Origin of the sequence: Erythrobacter crassostreae, assembly GCF_019204045.1 — a bacterium.
Lineage (GTDB): Bacteria > Pseudomonadota > Alphaproteobacteria > Sphingomonadales > Sphingomonadaceae > Erythrobacter > Erythrobacter crassostreae.
Map to the genome: position 1 here is coordinate 1,928,052 of NZ_JAGSPC010000001.1, position 14,584 is coordinate 1,942,635.

General features: G+C 57.6%; 12 protein-coding genes. 7 read left to right on the plus strand and 5 right to left on the minus strand.

What is annotated here, in order from left to right:
• The first annotated feature begins 5 nt into the window (after positions 1–5).
• The 4 genes from KCG46_RS09465 to KCG46_RS09480 all read left to right on the plus strand — a co-directional run bounded on the left by KCG46_RS09465 (position 6) and on the right by KCG46_RS09480 (position 3,812).
• A complete protein-coding gene (locus KCG46_RS09465; RefSeq protein WP_218404982.1) occupies positions 6–1,025 on the plus strand; it encodes a LacI family DNA-binding transcriptional regulator in 1,020 nt (339 codons plus the stop codon).
• 128 nt (positions 1,026–1,153) lie between these two features.
• Positions 1,154–1,786 carry an RpiB/LacA/LacB family sugar-phosphate isomerase gene (locus KCG46_RS09470; protein ID WP_218404983.1) on the plus strand — a complete coding sequence of 211 codons (633 nt, stop codon included), beginning with the start codon at positions 1,154–1,156 and terminating at the stop codon, positions 1,784–1,786.
• A gap of 35 nt (positions 1,787–1,821) precedes the next feature.
• Positions 1,822–2,580: a 2-dehydro-3-deoxy-D-gluconate 5-dehydrogenase KduD gene (kduD, locus tag KCG46_RS09475; RefSeq protein WP_218404984.1), complete on the plus strand. Its 759-nt coding sequence runs from the start codon at positions 1,822–1,824 to the stop codon at positions 2,578–2,580.
• Positions 2,580–3,812, plus strand: coding sequence for an alginate lyase family protein (locus KCG46_RS09480; protein WP_218404985.1), 1,233 nt, complete (start codon positions 2,580–2,582; stop codon positions 3,810–3,812). The genes kduD and KCG46_RS09480 overlap by 1 nt, the downstream gene beginning before the upstream one ends.
• A gap of 209 nt (positions 3,813–4,021) precedes the next feature.
• Here KCG46_RS09480 and mfd read toward each other — a convergent pair whose 3' ends face one another.
• Both mfd and KCG46_RS09490 read right to left on the minus strand, forming a co-directional pair.
• Positions 4,022–7,507, minus strand: a complete 3,486-nt coding sequence (gene mfd / locus KCG46_RS09485; RefSeq protein WP_218404986.1) for a transcription-repair coupling factor — start codon at positions 7,505–7,507, stop codon at positions 4,022–4,024.
• Between the two features lie 59 nt (positions 7,508–7,566).
• A complete protein-coding gene (locus KCG46_RS09490; RefSeq protein WP_218404987.1) occupies positions 7,567–7,863 on the minus strand; it encodes an FAD assembly factor SdhE in 297 nt (98 codons plus the stop codon).
• 55 nt (positions 7,864–7,918) lie between these two features.
• On the opposite strand from KCG46_RS09490, the gene recG reads away from it, so the two are divergent.
• Positions 7,919–9,982, plus strand: a complete 2,064-nt coding sequence (recG, locus tag KCG46_RS09495) for an ATP-dependent DNA helicase RecG (protein ID WP_218404988.1) — start codon at positions 7,919–7,921, stop codon at positions 9,980–9,982.
• Between the two features lie 63 nt (positions 9,983–10,045).
• Entirely contained in the window at positions 10,046–10,576 is a 531-nt protein-coding gene (locus KCG46_RS09500) for a hypothetical protein (RefSeq protein ID WP_218404989.1), read from the plus strand.
• Here KCG46_RS09500 and KCG46_RS09505 read toward each other — a convergent pair.
• Positions 10,568–11,053: a low molecular weight protein-tyrosine-phosphatase gene (locus tag KCG46_RS09505; RefSeq protein WP_218404990.1), complete on the minus strand. Its 486-nt coding sequence runs from the start codon at positions 11,051–11,053 to the stop codon at positions 10,568–10,570. The genes KCG46_RS09500 and KCG46_RS09505 overlap by 9 nt on opposite strands.
• A 65-nt stretch (positions 11,054–11,118) precedes the next feature.
• Between KCG46_RS09505 and KCG46_RS09510 the strand changes: the two genes are divergently transcribed.
• On the plus strand, positions 11,119–12,897 hold the full coding sequence (locus tag KCG46_RS09510; RefSeq protein WP_218404991.1) for a DUF885 domain-containing protein: 1,779 nt from the start codon (positions 11,119–11,121) through the stop codon (positions 12,895–12,897).
• Here KCG46_RS09510 and KCG46_RS09515 read toward each other — a convergent pair.
• Both KCG46_RS09515 and KCG46_RS09520 read right to left on the minus strand, forming a co-directional pair.
• Entirely contained in the window at positions 12,894–14,261 is a 1,368-nt protein-coding gene (locus tag KCG46_RS09515) for an ABC1 kinase family protein (RefSeq protein ID WP_218404992.1), read from the minus strand. The genes KCG46_RS09510 and KCG46_RS09515 overlap by 4 nt on opposite strands.
• 110 nt (positions 14,262–14,371) lie before the next feature.
• On the minus strand, positions 14,372–14,554 hold the full coding sequence (locus KCG46_RS09520; protein ID WP_218404993.1) for a YqaE/Pmp3 family membrane protein: 183 nt from the start codon (positions 14,552–14,554) through the stop codon (positions 14,372–14,374).
• Positions 14,555–14,584 lie beyond the last annotated feature (30 nt).

Consider the following 14,584-nt stretch of genomic DNA (forward strand, 5'->3'; position numbering starts at 1 on the left):
ATCTAATGACGGTTAATGGCAAACCGACCATCAACGATGTGGCGCGGATTGCCAAAGTCTCGAAAAAAACTGTCAGCCGGGTAATCAACAAATCCCCGTTGCTAAGCGAAAAAACGCGGGTGCAGGTCGAGCAGGTGATAGCCGATATCGGCTATGTACCGAACCCGCAGGCAAGGGCGTTGGCGCTGCGCCGGAACTTCATCATCGCGGCGATCCACGATAATCCCAACGCGCAATTCCTGGTCAATGTGCAGCAGGGTATTCTGGAAGGGATTGCGGGTACCGAATTCGGATTGATGGTCGAGCCGGTTGATCGCAATTCACCTACCATCGTCGATGACATTCGCGGGTTTCTCGAACGCCAACGTCCTTATGGGGTCGTTTTCCTTCCGCCGATTTCAGAGAATGATGAGCTAGCCAGCCTGTGCGATAGTCTGGGGACCAAATATGTCCGCATGGTTTCGCGCGAGCTCGACAAGCCAGAGCATATCGTGATGTCGAATGACCGCGAGGCCGTGTATGGTGCGGTAAAGCACCTGATCGCGATGGGGCACGAGAAGATCGGCTTTATCGAGGGACCAGACTCACTATCGCCTGCAGAGCGCCGTGCTGGCTACGAGCAGGCGATGGAAGAGGCGGGTTTGCCGGTCCACGACTGGATGATTGCGAAGGGGCGCTACACTTTTGAATCGGGTGTTGAAGCAGGGCTGGCGTTGATTGACGGAGAAGCGCGCCCCACTGCCATCTTTGCTTCTAATGATGAGATGGCCATCGGCGCTGTGATAGCCGCGCGCCGCCGGGGCATTGAAATCCCGCGCGGCCTTTCGATCATCGGTTTTGATGACACGCCTCTGTCGAGCCATATTTGGCCTTCGCTTACCACCGTACGTTGGCCGATCGTGGAAATGGCGAAGGCAGCAGCGACAAAGATCATCGGCGGCGAAGAAGCCGACCCCAATCTTGGGGTAAAACTATCATCCACGCTTATGGAGCGAGACTCCGTCGTCCCACCCTCGCGAGTGTAGGGCATCGCTTTCGGCTTGCTTAAATTAACTGCTTGCATCACAAAATGACACCGGTTACCTAACGTCTGAAACGATGCGCTGCTGTTCGGGTCGCAAGGTGCATCACCAGATAGCCAGAGAGAGAATTTATGAAAATTGCATTGATCAGCGAGAACAGCCAGGCTGCGAAAAACGGTATCATTCACGAGGCACTGACCTCGGTTGCTGAACCGTTCGGCCACGAGGTCTTTAACTACGGAATGTATACTGCGGAAGATGACGCACAGCTGACCTATGTGATGAATGGCTTGCTGACGGGGATCTTGCTCAATTCCAAAGCCGCCGATTTCGTTGTCACGGGTTGCGGCACGGGCATGGGTTCGATGCTCGCCTGCAATTCGATGCCCGGCGTGTTCTGCGGCCTCGTGATCGATCCGACAGACGCCTTCCTGTTCAACCGGATCAATGACGGCAACGCAATTTCGATGCCGTATGCCAAGGGATTCGGCTGGGCGGCGGAGCTCAATCTGCAGGACTGCTATCGCAAGCTGTTCGAAGAGGAAGGCGGCCTCGGCTATCCGGAAGAACGGGCCGAGATTATGGCCAAGAACCGCGGTGTGCTGTCAGGTCTGAAAGACGTTACTTGTCAGGATATGATGACGGTGTTGAAGAACATTGATCAGGATTTGCTCAAATCGGCAGTCGCTGGCGAGAAGTTTGAAGAGTATTTTTACCCCAATTCGCAGGATGACGAGATCAGCGGCTACCTTCGCAGCCTGTAATATTCGCAAGAACGCCCAGACTTGAGGGGACCCCAATGCCAGATAGCAGTTTCGATCTTTCCGGCCGTGTCGCGCTCGTCACGGGTGCCAATACCGGTATCGGGCAGGGGATTGCAGTCGCATTGGCGAAGGCCGGTGCGGACATTGTGCTTACAGCTCGCCGTGATCCATCCGAAACGCGCGAACTGGTCGAGGCGCATGGCGTTCGCGCGCATGTGGTGATGGCCGACCTGTCCAGCACTGACCCTTGCGAACGGATCGTCTCCGAAACCGTCGATGCTTTTGGACGGCTGGACATTCTGGTCAACAATGCTGGGATAATCCGCCGCAATGACGCGCTCGAGTTTACCGAGGATGATTGGGATGCCGTCATGGACACCAATCTCAAAGTGCTGTTCTTCCTGTGCCAGTCGGCGGGCCGTCAGATGGCTGCAAATGGCGGAGGAAGCATCATCAACATTGCTTCTATGCTGACGTTCCAAGGCGGTATCCGCGTGGCCAGTTATACCGCATCCAAGAGCGGTGTCGGTGGATTGACCAAACTGCTCGCGAATGAGTGGGCGGCCAAGGGTATCAACGTCAACGCGATTGCGCCGGGTTATATCGCGACGAATAACACCGCTGCCCTGCAAGCAGACGAAGTCCGCAACCGCCAGATTCTGGAGCGTATTCCTGCCGGTCGCTGGGGTGATCCGGGCGATATCGGCGGAGCAGCTGTGTTCCTCGCTTCCGATGCAGCGAAATACGTGCAGGGGCACATTCTCGCCGTCGATGGCGGCTGGCTGGCGCGCTGATGGTGAAAGCTTTTCTTCGCAAGCTAAGCATCATCTGCATAGCAGTCGGACTGACTGTATCAGCGCAAACCGCTTACGCTCAGGAGGCGCAAACGTCTCCGCCTGTTTGTCGCGGTAGCGCCGGATATGCTGCTGATTTCGACGGGCGCCGCACATTTCTCTGGCGCCCCGCTTGGCTTGCGCAAATCAAGACTAGTGCCTCTACGGATGAAGCAGTTGCGTCTAAAATCCGCCGGGATGCCGACCGTGCGCTTACCAACGCGCGCTACAGCGTAACCGATAAACCGAAGCTTCCGCCGGGTGCGACGGCAAATGACTATGCCTCCATCGGTCCATATTGGTGGCCCGACCCGAAAAAGCGCGATGGCCTGCCGTATATACGCAAAGACGGTCAGGTTAATCCCGAACGTGAGGGACCGGAATTCGACAAGGATCGGCTCCGCAGCTTCTCGAACGATGTGCGCGACTTGGCGCTGGCCTACTATGTGACCGAGGATGAGCGCTATGCGCGACACGCCGCCCAGTTGCTTCGCGCGTGGTTCATCACGCCAGAAACTCGGATGAACCCACATTTCGATTTTGCACAGGGAATTCCAGGTAAGGTAAAGGGTCGCGGAGAAGGCGTTATCGAGGCTTCGCATCTCTCGACCACCATCGAGGCAATTGGTCTGCTTGGTCCGTCCGACGCGCTATCGGCGGATGAACGGCGCGCGCTACAGGAATGGTATCGCGATTTCGTCGTCTGGATGGCAACCAGCGAAAATGGCGAAGCCGAAATGAAAAAGACCAACAATCACGGTCTTTACTATGATTTCTACCTAGCTCATTTCGCATTGTTCGCTGGCGCTGATAGTGCTGCGCGCAACGTCACCACGGCGTTCCCCGAATATCGCCTTGCTCGGCAGATGGACCGCCGGGGACGTTTTATTGCGGAACTCAAACGCACGCGCAGCTGGCACTATTCTATCTATACCGTTGAAGCCGCGGCTCGCCTCGCCACGATCGCCGAATGTGTCGATGTCGACCTGTGGAATGCACAGCTTTATGACGGTCGTGGGTTAAGCACCGCCCGCGAATTTCTCGCTGGCTATTCCCATGACTTGGCCAATTGGCCGTTTCAAGACCGCGATCTCGAGCGAGGTCGAATCGATAAAATGAAGACCAGATTCGATGAGCTGATGATGCTATTTCCCGATAGCAAGCAAGAACTGACCCCTGCTTCGCTTCCATAGGAACTGTCTGGTTTCCAAGAACTCTAAATTTAGCAATCGTCGAACCTGTGGATCGCCTGATCACAGCGAGGGATTGTATTCTCTAGATAGACTGAAACCCAGTTCGCCGAATTTTCTTTCAACTACCGACCTCCAGCTTCGAACTGAAGGACTGGTATTGGGTCGTAAGCTGACTTTCCGCTTCCGGTGTGAAATTTGCGAAGTTGCCGCTAGGCAGCAGCTTTTCGCTTCGCCTTCTTCGCAATACCGCTCAAACCCTTGGTCAGCTGGAACAATCCGTTCAGGCGGCTTTCGGGATCGCTCCACGCGCGGTTGATCACCAGCTTCATGTCGGGGCGGAGCTTTGCTGTGCCTGCAAGCCGATCAACATAAGCAATCAGACCCGGTCCATCAGGGAAGTCATCGTTGTGGAACGTAACGAGCGTGCCGCGCGCGCCGACGTCAATCTTGGCAATGTTGGCGGTGATCGCCTGATGCTTGATCTCGATCAGGCGGATCAGGTTCTTGGTTGGCGACGGCAGATCACCGAAGCGGTCGATCATTTCAGCCGCCATGCTTTCAATCTCCGCCTTGTCCTGCGCCTGGTTGAGGCGGCGATAGAGCGCCATCCGCACCGCGAGGTCGGGCACGTATTCCTCAGGAATCATGATCGGCGCATCGACAGTGATTTGCGGTGAGACTTTGTCTTTCGCCGCTTCCAGTCCCATTTCCCCAGCCTTCGCGGCAAGGATCGCGTCTTCGAGCATGGATTGGTAGAGTTCAAACCCGACTTCGCGGATATGGCCCGATTGCTCATCACCCAGCAGATTGCCTGCGCCGCGAATATCGAGATCGTGGCTGGCAAGTTGGAAGCCTGCGCCCAGACTATCGAGATCGCCAAGCACCTTGAGGCGCTTTTCTGCGATTTCGGAAAGCTGCACCTCTTTCTCATACGAGAGATAAGCGTAAGCGCGCAGCTTTGACCGGCCTACGCGTCCGCGCAGCTGATACAATTGCGCGAGGCCAAAGCGGTCTGCGCGGTGGATGATGATTGTGTTGGCGCTCGGCAGATCAAGGCCGCTTTCAACGATGGTGGTCGAAAGCAGGACTTCGTATTTGCCTTCGTAGAATGCGCTCATGCGCTCTTCAATCTCGCCTGCGCCCATTTGTCCGTGCGCGGAGATCGGCTTCACTTCGGGCACATTCTTGCGCAGCCATTCTTCGACATCGGCCATGTCGGAAATGCGCGGGACCACGATAAAGCTTTGCCCGCCGCGGTGATGTTCGCGCAGCAAAGCCTCGCGCATCACCATATCGTCCCACTCCATCACATATGTGCGCACCGCAAGGCGGTCCACCGGAGGGGTCTGGATGGTCGAAAGCTCGCGAAGGCCCGTCATCGCCATTTGCAGTGTGCGCGGGATCGGCGTGGCGGTAAGCGTCAACATATGCACGTCGGAGCGCAGCTGTTTCAGCTTCTCCTTGTGCGTCACGCCAAAGCGTTGCTCTTCGTCCACGATCACGAGGCCAAGATTGCCGAATTCGGTGGATTTGGAGAGGATGGCATGGGTGCCAACAACGATGTCGATATCGCCGCTGGCAAGGCCTTCGCGTGTCTCTGTCATTTCCTTGGAGGAGACGAGACGGGACAAGCGGCCAACTTTCAGCGGAAAGCCTGCGAAGCGTTCAGTAAAGCCCTGATAATGCTGACGCGCGAGCAGGGTGGTCGGGGCGACAATCGCGACTTGCTGCCCGCTCATCGCGGCGACGAATGCTGCGCGCAGGGCTACCTCGGTTTTGCCAAAGCCGACATCGCCGCAAACGAGCCGGTCCATCGGTTTGCCGCTCTCCAGATCGCGCAAGACATCGGTGATGGCTGCGTCCTGATCGTCGGTTTCCTCCCATGGAAAACGGTCAACGAACTGGTTGAAGCTGGCTTCTTCCGCTTCGAACACTGGTGCTTTTTTCAGAGCACGCTCAGCGGCGACTTTCATCAACTCGCCAGCGATGGCGGTGATGCGTTCTTTCAGTTTGGCGCGGCGTTTCTGCCATGCTTCGCCGCCGAGGCGGTCCAGCATTACCGCCTCTTCGGAAGAGCCATAGCGGCTGAGGACGTCAATATTCTCGACCGGAATAAACAGCTTGTCGCCGCCCTTATATTCCAGCTGCACACAATCGTGTTGGCTTTTGCCCACGGGGACTGGTTCGAGGCCGAGATATTTGCCGATGCCGTGTTCGACATGGACAACGAGGTCGCCGCGTGTGAGCGCCTGCAATTCTGCCAGAAACGCGTCGGAATCCTTGCGCTTTTTCTTCCGGCGGACGAGCCGGTCGCCCAGCACGTCCTGTTCTGTCAGGATTTCCAGATCGTCATTTGCGAAGCCTGCTTCAAGCGGAAGCACCATCGCGGCGGTTTTGCCCTTGGCGGCGAGGCCTAGCGCTTCCTGCCATGTGTCCGCCCGTACGCTTTCGCAGCCTGCCTCTGACAAGATCGAGGCGATGCGGGAACGGCTGCCAGTGGAATAGGCTGCAAGCAGTGGCTTACGACCCGACTTGGCGATCTCTTTGAAGTGCTTCGCAGCGGCGTCGTAGACATTGTCACCGCGCCCCCGCTCAGGCGTGAAATCGCGTGCAGCCTTAAAGCCGAAGTCGATATTCGCGCCGCTTTCCGGTGCGGCAAAGATGCTGGCACGGTGGGCGGGAGCAGAGGCAATTGCGGCCTCGAATTCGTCCTTACCCAGATAGAGCGCGGTCGGATCAATCGGGCGGTAGCTTCCCGCCTTTTCGCCCGCGATGCGCTCGCGCTGTTTGTGGTAATCGACAATGTCGGTGATGCGTTCATCGCCCGCGCCAATCGCGGCCTGATCGATTACCACCAGATCATCATCGGCAAGGTGGTCAAAGATAGTCGCAAGGCGTTCTTCAAAAAGCGGGAGCCAGTGCTCCATACCCGCAAGCCGCCGCCCGTCGCTTACCGCTTCATAAAGCGGGTCTTGCGTTGCCGCTGCGCCGAACATCTCGCGATAGCGCGAACGGAACCGTTTGATGCTGTCATCATCGATCAAAGCCTCGGATGCAGGCAACAGTAAATGCGAATCGAGCCGCCCGATGCTGCGCTGAGTGCTCGGATCGAACAGGCGCAGGCTTTCCAGTTCATCGCCAAAGAAATCGAGCCGCAGACCGGATTCGAGGCTGGATGGGAAGATGTCGACAATCGACCCGCGAACCGCAAATTCGCCGTGATCGATCACGGTGTCTGTGCGCGAATATCCCTGACGGGTGAGCAGCGCGGAAAGGGTGTTATGCCCGATAGTGGTGCCGGATTTAAACTGGCGCACGCTTTCCCGAATGCGGAACGGTGTGAGCACGCGCTGGAGCGCCGCGTTCACGGTCGTCACTAGCAATTGCGAACCACCAGATGGATGCTGCAATTTGAAGAGCGTAGAAAGCCGCGCTGCGCTTACGGAAAGCGCCGGAGATGCTCGGTCATAAGGGAGGCAATCCCACGCAGGCAGTTCCAGCACTTCAACCTCACGAGCGAAGTACCGGGCGGCTTCGGCCACAGCCTTCATCGACGCATCGTCGGGCGCAATAAACACCGCACGCTGTTTGGCCGCCCGCGCCAGATCGCCAAGGATAAGCGGAACCGCGCCGCGCGGCAGCGACGATAGAGTCAGCGGGGTCTCCGCCGCCAGAATGCGGTTCAGATCAGGCATATATGCTCAGTCAAAGGTCGGGGAACGCAGCCGTTCCCGAATAAGGCAGGATGCAGCGCTTAGCGGGGGATATCGACGTAGTCGAGCGCCTGCATCTTTTCGATCTGCTCGCCCTTAAATTTCTCTGGAACGGGGGCCGTTTTTAGCGCCCATGCCATCACGTCCACATCATCCTCGGCGAGCAGGTCTTCGAACCATTCCAGCGTCGGAACGTCCCATTCTGCAGAATAACGATCAAAGAAACCGCCGATCATATAATCGGCTTCGCGCGTGCCGCGATGCCATGCGCGGAACTTGGCTCTCGCCATTCTTTGTTCAAATTCGGGGCGGGCTTCGAATGTGGGCATATCCGTCATGCGGAGGCAAGTAAGGCACTCGGCAATCGCGTTCAAGACGGTATAGAGTGCAGCCATGCGTCCAGAGGCACTCAATCCGCTGTTTATCGAAGCCCGCGACCTTGATGGGGTTGGGCCGAAGATGATGAAGCCGCTCGAAAAGCTCGGCCTGACGCGGGTGAAAGACCTCGCCTATCATCTGCCGGAACGGTTTGTGACGCGGCGGGTGATCAGTGATCTGGATGAAGGCAGTGAGGGCGAACAGGTCATTATCGGCTTAACCCCGACTGAGCACCGCGCCAGCCGCAATCCCGGGCGCGGGCCGTATAGTGTTTTGGCACAGGATGACGCGGGCAACATCTGCTCGCTCACATATTTTGGGCGCGCATCTTACACGGCGAAGAAACAGCTTCCTGTGGGAGAGAAGCGCTGGGTAGCGGGGCGGCTGGACCGGTATGGTGACATGCTGCAAATCGTCCATCCCGATCATATTGAGAAAGACAGCGCGGCGCATCTCGCGCGGCTTAACGAGCCGGTTTATCGCCTTTCCGAAGGGCTGACCCAGCCGCGTCTCGCCTCGCTCACCGCGCAATCGCTGGAGCGTTTGCCCGAATTGCCGGAATGGATTGAGCCGGGACAGTTTGAAAGTTCCGGTTGGCCCGCTTGGCGTGATGCAATGCATCTTGCGCACAAGGATATGAATGAGAGGGCGCGGGACCGGCTGGCTTATGATGAGCTGCTCGCGAACAGTCTCGCGCTGATCCTTGTCAAAGCCGAAGGGCGGCGGCGTAAGGGGCAGGCATTGGCGGGCGATGGCAGCCTTCGCGCGAAACTTGATCTCCCGTTTGAAATGACAGGCGCGCAGAAGCGTTCGATTGACGAGATTGAAGGCGATTTGCAGCAGGAGGCACCGATGCTGCGCCTGCTTCAAGGCGATGTTGGCGCGGGTAAGACGGTGGTGGCGCTCGCCGCAATGCTGGTCGCGGTGGAGGCGGGCAAACAGGCCGCGATGCTTGCCCCGACAGAAATTCTCGCCCGCCAACATTTTGAAACATTGCGCAAAATGGCCGCGCCAACCGGCGTCGAGGTTGCGATCCTGACAGGGCGGGCGAAGGGTAAGGAGCGCGAGGGCATTCTGATGGGTCTGCTCGACGGTTCGATTGATATTCTGGTCGGCACCCATGCGATCTTTCAGGATACCGTCGGCTACAAAGATTTGGGCCTCGTCGTGATTGACGAGCAGCACCGCTTTGGCGTGCAGCAACGCCTTGCGCTGGCGGCAAAGGGTAAGCGCGCGCCGCATACTCTGGCGATGACGGCCACGCCGATCCCGCGCAGCCTTACGCTCGCCCAATATGGTGAGATGGATGTGAGCCGCCTCGATGAATTGCCGCCGGGCAGGCAGGCAATTGATACGCGTGTTGTCCCGCAAGAGCGGCTTGAGGATATGATCGCTGGCGTAGAGCGGCATATTGCGAGCGGTCAGCAGGCTTATTGGGTGTGCCCGATGGTGCGCGAAAGCGAGACGGACGATATCGCCGCTGCCGAAGCGCGCTACGCCTTGCTGAAAGAGCGGTTTGGCGATGATGTGGTGATGGTCCACGGACAGCTGACGCCGGATATCAAAGACGCGAATATGGAGCGTTTTGCGAGCGGCGGCGCAAAATTGCTCGTTGCGACTACGGTGATTGAGGTTGGCGTGGATGTGCCATCATCGACCCTGATGGTGATTGAACAAGCAGAACGGTTCGGCCTTGCACAGCTTCATCAATTGCGCGGGCGGGTGGGGCGCGGATCGGAGAAGTCGGTGTGTGTGCTCCTGCGCGGCAACGAACTGTCCGAGACAGGGCGCAAGCGGCTGGCGTTGATGCGGGAGACGCAGGACGGGTTTCGTATTGCCGAAGAAGATCTCGAATTGCGCGGCGGCGGCGAATTGCTGGGCACGCGGCAATCGGGCGAAGCAGCATTTCGGATCGCCAATCTAGAACAGGTGCAAAAGCTGCTTCCTATCGCCCACGCCGATGCGCGGATGCTGATCGAGCATGATGGTGGTTTGAGCAGCGCGCGCGGAGAAGCGGCGCGGCAATTGCTGTATCTGTTCGAGCGCGACTGGGGTGTTCAGCTGCTACGCGGGGGCTAAGGTCACGCAAAGTAACGAAAAATCAGGACAATTTGCATAATTTCCCTTCGAACGGAGGGAACCATGTTCAAAGTGAAATATTCGCGCGCTCGTTTGAGCGTCTATCTCTTTCTTATCCTTTTAATGGCTGCCGGCGGTTTTTGGGTTTGGACTAACTTCGATGGGAAAGGCGCGTTTATGGCGCTCCTGATGGCCGTTGTGATGGTGTGCTGCATCCCTTTTGCGCTCCGCTATATCTTGCTCGATAACACCATCCTTGAGGTTCGCGGGAACGCAATTGACCACCATGGCTTGTTTGGAACCACGCGGTTTAGCAAGGAAGACGTCTTGCGCTCATCGGTCGAAACAACAACAACCAACGGCGTGGCTTCGAACCGGCATCTGTTCCTTGGAGACAGCGACAATTTCTTTTTGGGCAAACGGGTTTCCGAGCAATTTTTAGCTTCAGAATTTCGTCCGATCGAAAAACTGATCGTTACCATTGCTGAGGGCGGGCCGGCATCCGACCGTCGGAGAGCAAGGCCAGCGCAGCGTATTCAAGAATCTACGCCAGAGGTTGCACCGGTTCGCACATTCGGACGCAAATCAACCTGATTGGCGGGGGTAGCCGGTTAGCTTGGCGATCAATGCGTCTGCAGCCTCGCTGACTTCGGCCCAGGTGCGATCAAACCCGTCATCGCCGCCGTAATACGGATCGCCGACTTCATCGCCTTCGCGGTCGGGAAGCAGGTCGAGCAGTAGCGAAATTTCGGCGATCGCATCATCTGGTGCGCGCGCTTTGATGTTGCGCAGGTTGTCGCGGTCCATGGCGAAGATATGGGTGAACTCGCGAAAATCGCTCTCCTGCAATTGCCGCCCGCGATAATGGGTGATGTCGATTCCGCGCGCCGCCGCTGTGCGAATGCTTCTCGGATCAGGCGGCTCGCCAACATGATAGCCCGCGGTGCCGACGCTATCGACGTGCACGGCCAACCCCGCATCATCTGCTGCCGCGCGAAACGCGGCCTCTGCTAGCGGAGAGCGGCAGATATTGCCGAGGCAAACGAACAGGACTGATGCGGTGTGGCTCATTCGGGCAAGCTACTAGACCTCGCGCGCGGCGCGCAATAGGAAGCAGCGCCAAGAGGAGAAATTTCATGCGTCACTTCATCGCTGCACTGGCCGCCACAACTTTGCTCACCAGCCCGCTAATGGCTGGCCCCGTGGAGGATTATGAGGAGCTGCGCGAGGAGGTGTGGGAAGCGACGCTGGATAGTTCACCTTCGCTTGCAACCAGCATTGGAGACAGGCGCGGCGACGACAAGATCGGTGATCTCAGCCTTGAGGAATACGATCGCTCTATCGCCGAATCCAGAGCGTTTCTGGCGCGGCTAAACGCGATTGATCCGATCCAGCTGTCGGTCGATCTTCAGGTCGATTACGCGATCCTTAAAAGCAGTTTTGAAGACGGGCTGGCTGGCGCTGAATTCGATCACAACCGTTATATTCTCTTCACCAATCGCGGCGGCTGGTTCTCCGGCTTTGCCTCGCTGCCATACCGATCACCGTTCTTCACCAAGGCGGACTATGAAAGCTACGTTGCGCGGCTGGGCGCGTTCAGGTCGTTCAATGCGCAAGGGATCGAGCGCAGCAAGAAGGCTGTCGAACTCGGCCTGACCCAGCCATGCGAGCCAATGAAAGGGTTCGACAACCGGATCACGCAGCAGCTGGTCGATGACTACACAACATCTCCATTCTGGCAGCCATTTGCGGGCGAAAAGCCGGGTTCAATCACAGATGAAGACTGGACCGCGCTCAAGGCTTCTGCCGCAGAGACAATCGAAGGCGAGGTTCTGCCTGCCTACGAAGAGTTTCTGAGCTTTTACCGCGAAGAATACGAACCGAACTGCCGCACCGGTACGCCGGGTGTTCTCGCAACACCGAATGGCGAGGAATACTACGCCTACCGCGTGCGCAGTTTTACCACGACCGACATGACGCCTGACGAAGTTCACAATCTTGGCCTATCCGAGGTTGCGCGCATCCGCGCTGAAATGGTCGAAGTCGCAACCGAAGCCGGCTTTGATACGCGCGAGGCTTTCATCGAGCACCTGCGCACCGATCCGCAATATTACATGACGGATGAGCAGGAATATCTGGAATACACGCAGGCGCTGGCGAAGAAGATCGACGGGTTTATGCCAAAGCTGTTCGGCCGCTTGCCGCGCCAGCCATACACCGTACTTCCGATCCCTGCGGCAAACGCGGCTGGCAATACGACTGCCTATTATGAGCCCGGTTCGCTGGAAACAGGGCAGGCGGGCATTTACCGCCTCAACCTGACAGAACTGGACCAGCGCCCGCTGTGGGAATTGCCCGCGCTTGGCGTGCATGAAGCGGTGCCGGGGCACCATCACCAGATCGCACTGCAACAGGAACTCGACATCCACCCGCTGCGGGCGAACGGCACGTTCTTTACCGCTTTTGTCGAAGGCTGGGGGCTGTATTCGGAGCGTCTTGGCATCGAGATGGGGCTGTATGATACGCCCGCAAAACAGATGGGCCGCCTATCATACGAGATGTGGCGCGCGACCCGTTTGGTCGTTGATACCGGACTGCACTCCAAAGGTTGGAGCAAACAGCAGGCTGTCGACTATATGCTCGACAACACCGCGCTTTCGCCCGGCAATATCGATGCCGAGGTCAACCGTTACATGACCTGGCCGGGACAGGCGCTTGCTTACAAGATCGGCGAGCTGAAAATTCGCGAACTGCGCGCTCGTGCCGAGGAAGAGCTGGGCGCGGATTTCGATCTGCGCGCTTTCCACGATACCGTACTGGAAAACGGATCAATCCCGCTTTCCGTGCTTGAGGAATATGTCGACACGTGGATCCACCATCAGAAGCATGGCGGCGTCGAAGAGGCCAGCGACTAGGCCGCTTTTGCGGGGAGGGGCTTGGTCGATCCTAGCACCTCCTCGGTCATGCGGCGGACATTGACCTGAGCTTTTAACCGCGCGCCTAGCAGCGCGGTGCCGCTGACTTTGCGTTGGACGAAAAGCGTTTCAATCGGTGGGAAAGCCCATGTGTCTTTGTCTTGAGCAATCGCCATTCCTTCATCGCGCAGCAGCGGGATAAAGGCGCGGTCGCCGAAATCGAACGGTTTATCCTCGCGCATTTCATTGATGACGATCTCGATCATGCGGTTCACCCGCTCGGGGTATTTCTCCGCGACAATCGGCATCATGAAACCGGATTCGATGGTGGCGTTCAGCACTTCCTCCGCGTTACCTTTCAGTCCGGCGATCAGCATTTTGCGATAGCCGTTGGACACATCGGGATCGACATCGCGGCATGCGCCGAAATCCAGCAGAACAATCTCACCCGTTTCGCGGCGATAGCGGAAATTGGCAAAGTTCGGATCGGTCTGCATTACGCCGAAATCGAACAATTCGCGGGCGACGAGCCGCATTAGCTGCTCCATGGCTTCATCGCGGCGCTCGTCCGGTTCATTCTCCAGCTCTTCAATGCTGACACCCGGTTCAAAACTCATCGCCAGAATGCGGTCACGCGTCAGCTCTTTGTGAAGGGTCGGAACGACAAAACCCGGTATATCCTTGAGCTTCTCGCGGTACATTTCCATCTGCGCGCCTTCGCGGCGATAGTCGGCTTCCTCGTGCAGCTGTTTCTTCGCCTCGGCGAGCAGCGCGTCGATCTCCAGCTCTGGCGGGGCAAATCCTGCAACCTTCAGCAGCGTCATCACATTATCAACATCGCTGTCGATGCTTTCCGCGATGCCCGGATATTGCACCTTGATCGCCAATTCCTGACCGTCGCGGGTCAACGCCTTGTGCACTTGCCCGATGGATGCGGCGGCGATGGGGCGCGGGTTGAACCACTTGAATTGCTTGCGCCAATCGGGGCCCCATTCCGCCCGAAGCACGGTATCGAGCTGTTTGGCGGGCATGAAATTCGCCTGATCGCGCAGGGTCGCAAGGATATCGGCCAGTTCCTTTGGCAGGAAGTCACCGGAATCCATGCTGATCATTTGGCCCATTTTCATTGCCGCACCGCGCAGATGCGACAGGCGGTCCGTCATGCGCTGGACATTGCCTGGGGTCAGCACAAGATCGCGGGCCGAAATGCCTTCACCCTTGGCCAGCCGCCGTGCACCTTCGGCAACCATGCCGCCCGCAACGCCGCTGGCCAACCGTCCGAAACTGGCGAAACGCGAAACGCGCCCAGATGGAACAGAGCGTTCGCGCGAGCGATCATTTGTGCGGTTGGTGTCGTCTGTCATCACGCGTCCCGTAGCGGGTTTTGAAAGGGCTTGGCACTAAAACGACGAAAGCCCGGGAATGATCCCGGGCCTTGGCCGCTCGATAATCGTCGAGGAAATATTGGTTGTCGTTACGCGATAGAGCGCCTGCCGCCTGCAATGTAGTTCACATACACGGCGTGGATGAGGCCGGGGATGAAGAACAGCAGCGTTAGGATCAGGTTGATCCAGAAATCTGTTCCAAGACCCTTCTTCAATGCTACGCCAAGCGGTGGCAGAAGAACGGTGGCGATAAGTGCGATAAGTTCGAGCATGAACGGGTTTCCCTAATTGGTTTGTCTAAG

Coding starts and splice junctions, on each gene's coding strand:
- KCG46_RS09465 (WP_218404982.1), top strand. CDS start 6: ATGACGGTTAATGGCAAACCGACCATCAACGATGTGGCGCGGATTGCC.
- KCG46_RS09470 (WP_218404983.1), top strand. CDS start 1,154: ATGAAAATTGCATTGATCAGCGAGAACAGCCAGGCTGCGAAAAACGGT.
- kduD (WP_218404984.1), top strand. CDS start 1,822: ATGCCAGATAGCAGTTTCGATCTTTCCGGCCGTGTCGCGCTCGTCACG.
- KCG46_RS09480 (WP_218404985.1), top strand. CDS start 2,580: ATGGTGAAAGCTTTTCTTCGCAAGCTAAGCATCATCTGCATAGCAGTC.
- mfd (WP_218404986.1), bottom strand. CDS start 7,507: ATGCCTGATCTGAACCGCATTCTGGCGGCGGAGACCCCGCTGACTCTA.
- KCG46_RS09490 (WP_218404987.1), bottom strand. CDS start 7,863: ATGACGGATATGCCCACATTCGAAGCCCGCCCCGAATTTGAACAAAGA.
- recG (WP_218404988.1), top strand. CDS start 7,919: ATGCGTCCAGAGGCACTCAATCCGCTGTTTATCGAAGCCCGCGACCTT.
- KCG46_RS09500 (WP_218404989.1), top strand. CDS start 10,046: ATGTTCAAAGTGAAATATTCGCGCGCTCGTTTGAGCGTCTATCTCTTT.
- KCG46_RS09505 (WP_218404990.1), bottom strand. CDS start 11,053: ATGAGCCACACCGCATCAGTCCTGTTCGTTTGCCTCGGCAATATCTGC.
- KCG46_RS09510 (WP_218404991.1), top strand. CDS start 11,119: ATGCGTCACTTCATCGCTGCACTGGCCGCCACAACTTTGCTCACCAGC.
- KCG46_RS09515 (WP_218404992.1), bottom strand. CDS start 14,261: ATGACAGACGACACCAACCGCACAAATGATCGCTCGCGCGAACGCTCT.
- KCG46_RS09520 (WP_218404993.1), bottom strand. CDS start 14,554: ATGCTCGAACTTATCGCACTTATCGCCACCGTTCTTCTGCCACCGCTT.